The 11,632-nt window shown below is 59.9% G+C and carries 7 protein-coding genes and 1 pseudogene; all 8 read right to left on the reverse strand.

Annotated elements, in window-relative coordinates:
• Positions 1–3: 3 nt before the first annotated feature.
• Positions 4–459 (reverse strand): hypothetical protein, encoded by a 456-nt coding sequence (locus CDO35_RS21000; protein ID WP_099526539.1) that lies wholly within the window; start codon positions 457–459, stop codon positions 4–6.
• Between the two features lie 33 nt (positions 460–492).
• A pseudogene (locus CDO35_RS21005) lies at positions 493–699 on the reverse strand (tRNA-specific adenosine deaminase); the annotation flags it as partial.
• A 253-nt stretch (positions 700–952) separates the two neighbouring features.
• Entirely contained in the window at positions 953–4,663 is a 3,711-nt protein-coding gene (locus tag CDO35_RS23125; protein WP_099526540.1) for an autotransporter domain-containing protein, read from the reverse strand.
• A gap of 506 nt (positions 4,664–5,169) precedes the next feature.
• Positions 5,170–5,856, reverse strand: a complete 687-nt coding sequence (locus CDO35_RS21015; RefSeq protein ID WP_099526541.1) for a response regulator transcription factor — start codon at positions 5,854–5,856, stop codon at positions 5,170–5,172.
• The gene (locus CDO35_RS21020; protein WP_099526542.1) at positions 5,835–7,220 is read right to left on the reverse strand and encodes a sensor histidine kinase; all 1,386 of its coding nucleotides are present in this window, start codon (positions 7,218–7,220) and stop codon (positions 5,835–5,837) included. Before CDO35_RS21020 ends, CDO35_RS21015 begins: the two co-directional genes overlap by 22 nt.
• Before the next feature lie 749 nt (positions 7,221–7,969).
• Positions 7,970–8,446 (reverse strand): tRNA adenosine(34) deaminase TadA, encoded by a 477-nt coding sequence (gene tadA / locus CDO35_RS21025; protein ID WP_099526543.1) that lies wholly within the window; start codon positions 8,444–8,446, stop codon positions 7,970–7,972.
• Positions 8,447–8,503: 57 nt separating this feature from the next.
• On the reverse strand, positions 8,504–9,874 hold the full coding sequence (locus CDO35_RS21030; protein WP_099526544.1) for a multicopper oxidase family protein: 1,371 nt from the start codon (positions 9,872–9,874) through the stop codon (positions 8,504–8,506).
• Positions 9,875–10,032: 158 nt separating this feature from the next.
• Positions 10,033–11,610: a glutamine-hydrolyzing GMP synthase gene (guaA, locus tag CDO35_RS21035; protein ID WP_099526545.1), complete on the reverse strand. Its 1,578-nt coding sequence runs from the start codon at positions 11,608–11,610 to the stop codon at positions 10,033–10,035.
• Positions 11,611–11,632 lie beyond the last annotated feature (22 nt).

An 11,632-nucleotide genomic window follows, 5' to 3' on the forward strand; every position in this document is an offset into this window, starting at 1 on the left:
CGGTCAGAGCAAACTCTGATTTCCCACCGCACAGCGGCTGATCGCCTGCCGCGCCTGTGACAGACCTTTAAGACGCGTGGCGCACTGCGCCTGACTTGGCATGCGTTCGACCTGCAGATTGGCCTGCTCGTCGATGCTGATCAGATAGGGATGGTTGTAACGCGCGCGGTCGTTCCAGGCGCTGAAGCGCTGAGTGGTGAACACGCAGCGATAGTCCAGATGCCCGGTAAAGCCCTGAAAGCGATCACGCATGAAGATGTGGTGATAGCGCTGCCAGTCGCGATCACGCTGACCGACCCGCACAGCCTCCTGGCACTCTTCAAGCGTGGTGATCTGCGGCTCGTGCAGAAAAATGCTCTGCGCCAGATTGGAACCGCCCAGTTGCACACTGGCGACCAGATACACCTCTGACTGCTCCGCGAACGCTGGCGCAGCTAGAACCGCCAGCAGACTCAACATCCGTTTGTTCATGCTCATTCCCAGTTACGACGCTCAGTCGCGCCGAGCCTTGAAAAATGCTTTCAGCAGCGCCCCACTCTCCTCGTCCAGCAAGCTGCCTTCAACCCGCACGCGATGATTGAGAAAGCCCTGATCGAAGAAGCATCCCTGGCTGACAGCCATCCCCGCACTCGGCTCACCGGCGCCGAACAGCACACGGGCGATACGTGCATGCACGATGAGGCCAGAGCGGCGCCTGCATCGTTACGGAACAAGACGCTAAACCCAGTCGTAACACTGACCACGCGTGCTTGGCATGGAAACTTACCAGACACATCTAACAACCGGCCACAGGAACCGTCCGCAAGTGCCTGAAAGCCTGAATCGCCCAGTTCCAGATCAGGCCGGCCGTAAACGCTGAGGCGGGGCCTTTGCCCCGCCTCAGTTGGCCACCTGAAAAGCACATCGATACAGAGTTGAAGTGTTGCCTGTCAGCCTCTTTCCAAGTGAACCATCAGAAACGCATCCCCCAGTTCAGCCGCACGCCCTGATCCCTGGCGTTGCTGGCGAACTCCCCCTGATAACTCACGCTCAGTGTCGAGTCAGGCGTGACCTGGAGCGCCGCACCAACTGCCACCTCCGCCGCATTGCGGGCCAAGGGAGCGCCATGAATGGTAAAGCTGCTGCCCCCCTCGACAAAGGCATGGCGACTGTCCGGCTCAAGGTCAGCAAACCCATGCTTCCAGCCCAGCGAGCCGTACAGGTTGGCGGTGGTGCCACCCAGGCTGATATCCGTTCCGCTGCGCAGCCCCAGGGTGCTGGAGCCGGTAGCGGTGTCGTGGGCCTTGATGCGCAGTGCAGCGCTGCCACCGCGCTCCTCGCTCGCCTCGTTGCGCAGGTTGACCCAGGCGATATTGGCGAAGGGTTGCAGCCAGTAGCCTTCACGTTCGATAAGGTAGCCCAGCTCGGCAAACACCTGCAGGCTGTCGGTGTCGTAGTCGTCGCGCAGCGTCTGACCGAGCACCTCGCCTCGCTTGGTCTCCAGTTGGGATCGGGTGTACCCCAAGCCCAGATTCAGGCTGAGCTGATCCCAGTTCTGACCGGCGTAGACCCCAAGGTGGTAGTTGTCGCTTTCGCCGCTGGAGGTACGGTCATTGACGTCGAAATCGCTGTAGCTGGCACCGCCGAACAGGCCGATGCGCCAGCCATTGCTCAGACGCTTATCGATGCCGAGCAACAGCCCTTGCTCGTCGCTGTCCAGCGCTGCCGCATTGCCGTTGCCATCCAGATTCATGCGACCACCGAGCAGCTCGAACCATACGCCCTGCCCTTCGCTGCGCTCGGTGCTGCGCGTGCGCTGCCGCACGGCGCTGCGTACCTGGCTGGCACTGTCGAGCAGAACGGTTCGAGCACTGGCGTGCACTTCGCCCGACAGGGCATCCATCGCGGCAAACGCTTGACGCTCGCTCATGTTGAGCACCTGATCGAAGACCGCCTTACCCGCTCCCTGGGTAAAGACTCCCGTCGCCGTCGAGCGCTGGTTGCGGCTCATGCCAGCCAGGGCAAAGGTCTGCCCGAGGGCGTTATCCAGGCTACTGGTCAGGGTGAGGGCATTACCAACCTGCCCCAGCACAAAGCTCAGGTAGGCGTAGTCGAAGTCGATGTTCAACCTCTGTGTGCCTTGAACGTCGAGGGTTCCGGCCTCAAGGATGGTGTAGGTAGTACCGGCGGCGTAGTTGGAGCCGCTGCCAGCGACCGGCATCACGTGAACGATGGCACCATCCTCGATGGTGGCGGTACCTGTCACATTCACCAGGTCATTGTTGACACCGGCGACATTGCCACCGTCATTCAGCTCCACCTCCAACGTCGAGCCCGCACCCAGGCTGAAGTCGCTGTTCACATTCAGCGTGCCGATGGAGTTACCCGCCGCCACCGTACCGCCAGAAGCGACGTTGAGAGCGCCCAGCGAGCCCGAACCACCGAGCCTGCCGCCCGTCACGTTCACGGTGCCGCCGAGCGCATTGTTCACGCTCAGCAGACCGCCACTGAGAATGGTTGTTCCTGCATAGGTAGAGCTGTTTCCGCTCAGGACCAGTTCACCATCGCCATCCTTGGTCAACACGCCCACACCCGAGAGGGCCCCAGCATAAGTGCCATTCATACCCTGATCGAACGTCAGCGCGGCATTGTTCACAATGTCGCCCTGCAGAGTTGTCGTGTCACCGATCAATGTGCCCGCCGAAACGGTCGTGCCGCCGGTGTAGCTGTTGGCTCCGCTGAGAGTGAGCGTGCCAGCGCCGTCCTTGGTGAAGGCGCCAGTTCCGGAAAGCGCCCCACTTGCCGTGGCCGCCACACCATTGGCGACGGAAATCGTGCCGTTGTCAGCACCGATCACCACATTATTCTCCACCGTGGTATCAGCGGTAACGGCAAGCGCCCCTCCATTGAGGGTCAGCAGACTGTCCGATGTACCCAGCGCACTGCCGCTATCGATCGAAAGCGTCCCCGCCAATACCGTCCATGGCGTCGTCTCCGCGGTCGAACCGACGAGCGCCATGGTACCGGCACCGATCTTCTCAAAGGCCTCAAAGCCCCTGAAGTTGCCGCTGACGCTGTCGAATCGCGAGACGTCAAACTCGCCAGTCACACCGATCGTCAACGTATCGTGTTCCCCGTTCGCGACAACCGCGCCGCCCCGGGAGCCGGCGAGCACGATCAGTTGGTTGGTGCCACCGGTGAATTCGATGGCGTTGGCCTCGGTTCCATCGGCGCCGACGCCGCCCCAAACGCTGCCAGCAACAGTAACCGTCAGGTTAGAACCCTGGATGCCAACGCCGCCGGCGCCACCGATGCCATCATCACCCAAGGAGGTGCCGCCGTCGCCACCATCGCCACCGGTGACACTGCCAGTAGCGGTGACTTCGATGGTTCCGCCATTAAGCGCAAGCAAACCGGCACCGCCCGCGCCACCCGCACTAGCGTTCGTGTTGTTGATGTTCTCGCCACCATCACCACCGGCACCGCCGCTGACAGTGCCGGAAATCTGAACACTGCCGCCGGCCTCGAGAACCACGCCAGAGCCGCCAGTGCCGCCGTCGCCCGCGCTGCCGCTTGAGGACGGGGTCCCACCCGAATCACCGCTGGCACCGCCGTTGCCGCCGCTGCCGCCAGTGACGCTGCCCTCGATGCGGGCTGCTGCATCCTGCGTGAATATCAAGCCGTCACCACCATTGCCGCCGTCGCCGCCACGGCCCAAGCGGTAACCGGCCGCCGCATCGCCCCCGCGACCGCCATTGCCTCCGGCCCCTCCGGCTACCGAGGAATCAACGACGAGTTCCACCCCTGCCCCCTGGATGAGGAGGCCAAGCCCGCCGCCGCCACCGCCGCCACCATCGTGACCGGCTTGCGAGTTACTGCCGCCGCGACCGCCATTGCCGCCAGCGCCGCCATCACCGCCCTGCACAGTGAACCCGGACAATGTGGCTGGATCGCTGTCCGTGGACACAAAGCCGTAGCCGCCCACGCCGCCGCCACCACCGCCGCCGCTGGAAAGGCCTGTGCTGGCGGTCAACGAGCCACCGTTTCCACCGTTTCCGCCCGCCCCGCCCGTTACGTTCGATGGAAGATCATTGAGAATACCCACACCGCCCGTAGCACCCGCACCGCCGCCACCACCACCACCCGCCCGGGAGTTGTCGTCGCCGCCGTCACCTCCATCTTCGCCGTCGGCGCCATCCGAAGCCCCTCCGGCGCCGCCGGCCCCGCCAGCGCCATCGTCCACACTACCGCTTTCAGCGCCCGCACCGCCGGCGCCAGCCGCATCGATCCCGGCGCCACCGCCACCGCCACCGCCAGTAGTGGTAAAGCCCACCTCCCCTTGGCTGCCATCTCCACCGGCGCCCGTTAGGCTCGACGCTCCGCCTGAGCCACCACCAAAATTGTCACGCCCACCGCCCTGGCCGCCAGCAGCAGGATCCTGCGCATAGGCGGACATCGACACCGCGCTCCCCAGGGCTACCATCGAGATCACGGCAGCATGTAAAGCGCTATAGCGCCAGCTCCACTTTTTAAAAGGCGTGACATCGCAACGAGATGAAACATGTCCTGCAAGGGCGATGGTTGATTGAGATGAGGCACTTTTTCTTTTGCCTTTGGCTAACTCCCCCACCACTACCCATACCTGGCGAGCAGCACTCCAGACAATCTTATACATCCTGTTCATTGCGAAAACCTTTTGCTTTTATCAAATTGAGCTAGCACGCATCGCTTTTCTCAGGGCGCAGAAAGTCTGCGCAGACGAAACAAGCGCCCCCTGAGAAACAACGAAAACGCGACACTAGCACAACGCGAGAAAAGCTTATGTTTCACCGTGTAACATGACAGGAACTTGGCTGATCAACCCTATGCATAAGACAAAAATTGAAAGTTAAATAATTTCAAGCCCACCAAACTTCATGCATCACGAAGAATCACGCGCACAACAAAGCAACCAAGTACATCCAATAAACCATCAGTAATAAGCATGGCCACAGCAAAATTCGGCGTCGACTCATAGAACAACATGACGTAGCTACTGGATGGCGGCAGTAATGCCGAAGACCAGCAATGCTCAATCAACAGCGCCTTCAGGAAAGGACTGTTTTTAGGAGTTCATAAGAAACCGGTTTACATCCCTAAAGCAGGCCTAAGCGCACGACAGCGCTCAAATTATTAAAGCCCCGATAAACCTCAATGATGCACACGCACCGCTTCGGAAAACAGATAACCGACATTGCGTACGGTCTTGATCGGAATGGCATAATTACCGGTCGTAAAACGTCGGCGAATGCGGGTGATATGGATATCCAGGCTTCTGCTTTCCGGCGGGTAGTTAGGGACACCCATGGCAGCATACAGTTGCTGCCGGGTGACTGGCTTTCCAGCCAGAGAGATCAGTCGGCCCAATATGTCTCGCTCGGATTTAGACAACTCATGCGCCTCACCGTCTGGCGTGATCAGCAGCCACTTGGCTGCCTGAAACTGCCAAGGAGTTGATACTGTTTTCTCAACGCTGCTGTGTCGCTTACAGCGTTGCATCACTGCTAGCAGCTCCCTGATATCGACCGGCTTGGGCAAATAGTAATCGGCCCCCGAGGACAAGCCGTTGACGCGATGTTCAACATCACCCAAGGCTGACATCATGATGATCTCGATACGCCTTGTTTGCTTGAGGCGACTGGCGATTTGCAAACCGCCCTCGCCGGGCAGATTGACATCCAGCAGCAGCATATCGACCTCGAAACGGCTCATGATGGCATCCATCTGCGTTGCCGAACCGGCCTCCATGACCTCCATCCCGATACTCTCCAGCACGGCGCGTATGGGTGCACGGAAGTGTGCCTCATCGTCAACGATCAATACGCGCAACTGCTGCATCTAGCCGCCCCCTCAACAGGTAATGCCACGGAAAAAACAGTTCCCTGCCGACACTCGACACTCACCGCACCACCGTGCAGTTCAACAATCCGTTTGACAAAGAAAAGCCCCAGCCCTGATCCCTGCGGCTGTGTTTCCGATGATGCGCGATAGTATTTATCAAATATTCGTTTGCGTTCCTGTTCCGCAACACCCTGGCCGTCGTCAAATACTTCCACGGTTATCGGGGCGGTACTATTCTGCGGCGGGGATAGCAGCCGAACCTCGGTATTTTCGTGTTTGCGTGCAAACTTTCGGGCGTTACTGATCAGATTTGAAAACAAAATCGACACAAGGTAGCGATCTCCCTGTATGTGCAGCGCTGGAGGAGCATGCGCATCGACAAATCGAACACCGTACTCCTGACTCAAGCCCCTCAATAGTTCGACCAGATCGAGCGACGTCATGAACAATTCATTCTCTTCGATAACAGTCGAGATCCGCTCATCACTCAGGCAGCCATCAACCAGATCGCTAAGGCGCAAGGAAGTTTGCTGTATTCGCTCCAAACTTTCTCTAATGAAGGGGGCTGGAGGGTTATCGATCATCGCCACCGCATCGGCATTGGCCTTGATGATACTCAATGGGGTTTTGAACTCATGAGACAGCATGGCCATGAAGTCTTTCTGCTCACGCAAGGCAATACGCGCGACATCATGGGCCGCCGTAACCTCCTGCAACTGAAACTTTAATTGCTCACGCAGGCGATCAAAGACAATTACAACAATACCGACCATTACACCAATACTGGTAACTATTCCCAGCATGAAGATCAAGTAAGCACTCTTAAAGTCTGACTGACTCATGCTCGGCTGATCCAGAATGAAGAAAATCCTGATCACGCAAAGTAGGGTAGCCGTCGCAAAAACGATTGCCAGACCGCGCCGAGATAACTGTATTTGACCTTTCCATAACACCCAGCTGCTCATAAAAGTAAGGCAGCCTATCGCTATTGAGCTGATGAAAACGCGCTTACTCAGATCCTCACCATCTAGAAAAATAATAATCAGCGGGTAGAACACAAGTATGATGGCCATTGGCCAACGCCATTCCATGGCGAGATCGCAGAGCTGCCGTACTGCCTGATAGTAGAACGCGCCTGCGAGAAGATAGGCCGCATTTGACAGCAGAATCGATATCATCGGGTCGATGATGCCACGGGCCAGGAGAACCATAGGGGTGACCGCCTGACAGGCGCCAGCAATAGCCGCGTGCTTGAGGCCGGGAGTTTCCGGTAACAAACGATAAAGTAAATAAAGCGCGATAGCTGACAGGCATGAAATGACCGCCATCATCAGAAGTATGGTGTTGAAATCAAGCGCCACAAAAATCCTACCTTCTAATCAATCACCCGCCCAATACCTCGATCACAGCGAGAGCTGAGTGCAATGTGGCTCTTAAACTGGCGCCGGACCATCCTGCCAGCCACGCTCAGAGCACAGTAATAACGGAAGCCTGGCAGCGCAGTTTCTGATTGCCAAACTGCGACTTGAGCTTCGCTTGCGTATTGAGCGGGACAGATCACACTTCGAGTAAGCGCGTTGATAACCGCCTAGTAAGCTCTCAGCAGTGCACCAAAGGTTTCTGAACTTGGAGCACGAAACGCATCAGCAGAAGCCCTGCCCCCCCAGCACTCTAAAGCTTAAGCAAGTGTGATACCACAAAGCCATAGCAGCCGAGAGAAATGGCCCTGACGGCCGCCGATAAGGCTTACTCCAGCTAGAGCCCTCTTCCAGCTGGCCTGGATATAACGATGAAAACTCTCTTGGTCAGTCTCTTGCTCGCTCTCGGAGGACTGCTGTGGCTACTGTTCCTTGCTCCCGGACTGGCGCTCTACTACCTGTTCCACCGAGCGCGATCAGCTTAGTGCCAACCGATATCTCGTCCTACGGCGTATCCAACCGCCTCGCCCCAATTAAGAGCATCGCGGGCGGCGCACGCTAAGACAGCCTCATCTGGGTATCCCTGCCACAACTTCAAAGCACGCAAATCTCCGAGAGTGGCATCCACCATGCGCCGCATCGACAAGAGCAAGCGGGACGACGACGCGCCGCACCTGTGAAACGGCGACTGATCAGCCGCGCCGAGCCTTGAAAAATGCTTTCAGCAGCGCCCCACTCTCATCGGCCAACAAGCCGCCCTCCACCTGTACGCGGTGATTGAGAAAGCCCTGATCGAAGAACTGCCCCTGGCTGATCGCCGCCCCCGCGCGCGGTTCGCTGGCAGCGAACACCACGCGGGCGATGCGTGCATGCACGATCAAGCCGGCGCACATGCTGCAGGGCTCCAGCGTGACATACAGGGTGCTGCCTGGCAGCCGATAGTTCTGCACACTTTCCGCCGCCGCGCGGATCGCCACCATCTCGGCATGGGCACTGGGGTCATGCCGCAGAATCGGGCAATTGAAGCCCTGCCCGACCACTTCGCCATCCTGCACCAGCACGGCGCCAACCGGCACTTCACCCTGCTCGGCACCCAGGCACGCCTGCGCCAGCGCCAGGCGCATGAAATGCTCGTCACGCGAGCGGTCGATGATCTGCGGTCGTTTCATTGCATCAATCCGTAGGGCAACCCGCCACCTTGGGCGGCCTGAAAAACGGCGCCTACCCTACACCACTTCGATGGCCGCCATCAGCCCCGTTTCCATATGGTCGATGACATGGCAGTGGAACATCCACACACCGGGATTATCGGCCACGAAGGCGATGCGCGCTGTCTCGTTCTTGCCCAGCAGATAGGTGTCGGTGAAGTAGGGAATGATCTTGCGCCGGTCCGAGCCCAGTACCTTGAAGGTCATGCCGTGCAAATGGATCGGGTGCTGGTACTGCGCCATGTTACGCAGCACGAAAACGTAGTGGCCGTCCTTCTTCAGCGTGGCAATCGGACGGTCCGCACAGGTCTTGTCGTTGATGTCCCAGGCCTGGCCGTTGATCTGCCAGTACTTGTAGCTGCCGCCACGCTCGACATCCCCCGACAGCATAGCCGCCCACTCGAAGTTGAAACGCAGCGTCTCGGCGCGCGCCAGATCCGGCTCGGCAATCGGGTTGGCCGGCAGTGGCGGCGGCCAATCTCCGGCAGTTTCGGTGCTGGCGACGCCCTTCACGGTCGCCAGGCGCAGCGGCCCGTTGCGTAGAGATAACGCCTCTCCAGCAGCCGACACCTTGAGTGCCAGGTCAAGGCGCATGCCGGGGCCGAGCCAGTATTCCTTGCCCAAAGGGCGCGGCTGCACCGGATTGCCGTCCAGCGCATAGATGCGCGCCTCGCCGCCCGGCAGATTTAGGCGATAGGTGATGGTGCTGTCGACGTTGATCAGACGCAGGCGCACCACCTGCCCCGCCGGCAACTCCAGTGTCGGGTTGGGCTTGCCGTTGATAGTGGTCAGGCGCCCACGCGTGCCCTCGCGTGCGGCCTGGCGTGGTACCAGAAACTCGGTGAACGCGCCCTGCTCGTCGATATGCCAGGTTTTCAGGCTCAGCGTACGTTCATGGCGGAACCCCGTCGGCTCGCGCTCCTCGACGATCAGCGGGCCGACAAGGCCGCGCCCGAGTTGCTCGGCACTGGCGGTGTGCGGGTGGTACCAGAAGCTGCCAGCGTCGTGGCAGATGAAGTCATAGTCGAAGTATTCACCCGGCAGAACCGGTGCTTGGGAAACGTAGGGCACGCCGTCCATCTCCAGCGGCAGACGAATGCCATGCCAATGGATAGTGCTCTGCACATCGAGCTTGTTGATGAAGCGCACTCGCAAACGCTCGCCCTGGCGGCAACGCAACTCCAACCCCGGGGCCTGACCGCCATAGCCCCAGGCCGGCGTCTTGTGCCCCGGCACCAGCTCAAGATCAAGCGGCGCGGCGATCAGCTCGTAGTCATGGCTCGCCACGTTCTCCGGGCGCCCCAGCCAATAACGCACACCACCTGCGCCCAGGCCGGCCACACCCAGGCCAGCCAGGCCGGTAAGCACTTGTCTGCGGGTAAACGACATCTTCAACCTCGGCAATCTGCGGGCATACTCAATTGCGGTATCTTCTCATTTTCAACGAATGGAAAACGACCCCACTAGCAGAGTCGGGTTGCCGCAGCACCAATCTGCAGGCATGAAAAAACCGGCCTAAGCCGGTTTCTTCATACAGCACTTCGGGATCACTCCCACTCAATCGTCGCTGGCGGCTTGCTCGATACGTCGTAAGTAACGCGGGAAATGCCTTCGATTTCGTTGATGATACGGCCGCTGACGGTCTCCAGCAGCTCGTAGGGCAGGTGCGCCCAGCGAGCGGTCATGAAGTCGACGGTTTCCACGGCGCGCAGGGCGACGACCCAAGCGTAGCGACGGCCGTCACCAACGACGCCAACCGATTTCACCGGCTGGAATACAACAAATGCCTGGCTGGTCTTGTGGTACCAGTCGGCCTTGCGCAGTTCTTCGATAAAGATGTGGTCGGCGCGGCGCAGCAGGTCGGCGTATTCCTTCTTCACTTCGCCGAGGATGCGCACGCCCAGGCCTGGGCCCGGGAATGGGTGGCGGTAGACCATGTCGTAGGGCAGGCCGAGTTCCAGGCCGATCTTGCGCACTTCGTCCTTGAACAGTTCACGCAGCGGCTCGACCAGCTTGAGGTTCATCTCCTCCGGCAGACCACCGACGTTGTGGTGCGACTTGATCACGTGGGCCTTGCCGCTCTTGGCGCCAGCCGACTCGATCACGTCCGGGTAGATGGTGCCCTGGGCGAGGAACTGGATGTTATCCAGCTTGCTGGCCTCGGCATCGAACACGTCGATGAAGGTGCGGCCGATGATCTTGCGCTTCTTCTCCGGGTCGGCTTCGCCGGCTAGGTTGCCGAGGAACTGCTCTTCGGCATTGGCGCGGATCACCTTGACGCCCATGTTCTCGGCGAACATGGCCATCACCTGATCACCTTCGTGCAGGCGCAGCAGGCCGTTATCGACGAACACACAGGTCAGCTGATCGCCGATGGCCTTGTGCAGCAGCGCTGCGACCACCGAGCTGTCCACACCGCCAGACAGGCCCAGCAGCACGTTGGCATCGCCAACCTGAGCACGCACGGCAGCGATGGCGTCTTCGACGATGTTGGCCGGGGTCCACAGGGCTTCACAGCCGCTGATTTCCAGCACGAAGCGCGAGAGGATGCGACCGCCCTGCTTGGTATGGGTCACTTCCGGGTGGAACTGCACGCCGTAGTAGTGGCGAGTGTCGTCGCACATGGCGGCGATCGGGCAGCTCGGGGTGCTGGCGAGGATGTGGAAGCCTTCCGGCAGGCGGGTAACCTTGTCGCCGTGACTCATCCACACGTCGAGGCCCAGCACGCCGTCGGCGTCGACATGGTCTTCGATGCCGGCCAGCAGCTGGCTCTTGCCGACCACGTCGACACGGGCGTAGCCGAATTCACGCAGGTCGGAACCTTCCACCTTGCCACCGAGCTGCTCAGCCATGGTCTGCATGCCGTAGCAGATGCCCAGCACCGGCACATTCAGGTCGAACACCGCTTGCGGTGCGCGCGGGCTATTGGCTTCGTGCACCGACTCCGGGCCACCAGCGAGGATGATGCCGCGCGGGGCGAAGGCACGAATGTCCTCGTCGCTCATATCCCAGGGGTGCAGTTCGCAATAGACGCCGATCTCGCGAACGCGGCGGGCGATCAACTGGGTGTACTGGGAACCGAAGTCCAGAATGAGGATGCGGTGGGCGTGAATGTCGTGGGCCATGGCCGTCTCTCGTAGGTGTTCA

The organism is Pseudomonas sediminis, assembly GCF_002741105.1.
GTDB lineage: Bacteria > Pseudomonadota > Gammaproteobacteria > Pseudomonadales > Pseudomonadaceae > Aquipseudomonas > Aquipseudomonas sediminis.

What these genes read in the sequence shown, in the direction of transcription:
- CDO35_RS21015 (WP_099526541.1), bottom strand. Translation starts at nt 5,856, where the DNA reads ATGCAGCAGTTGCGCGTATTGATCGTTGACGATGAGGCACACTTCCGT.
- CDO35_RS23125 (WP_099526540.1), bottom strand. Translation starts at nt 4,663, where the DNA reads ATGAACAGGATGTATAAGATTGTCTGGAGTGCTGCTCGCCAGGTATGG.
- guaA (WP_099526545.1), bottom strand. Translation starts at nt 11,610, where the DNA reads ATGGCCCACGACATTCACGCCCACCGCATCCTCATTCTGGACTTCGGT.
- CDO35_RS21030 (WP_099526544.1), bottom strand. Translation starts at nt 9,874, where the DNA reads ATGTCGTTTACCCGCAGACAAGTGCTTACCGGCCTGGCTGGCCTGGGT.
- CDO35_RS21000 (WP_099526539.1), bottom strand. Translation starts at nt 459, where the DNA reads ATGTTGAGTCTGCTGGCGGTTCTAGCTGCGCCAGCGTTCGCGGAGCAG.
- tadA (WP_099526543.1), bottom strand. Translation starts at nt 8,446, where the DNA reads ATGAAACGACCGCAGATCATCGACCGCTCGCGTGACGAGCATTTCATG.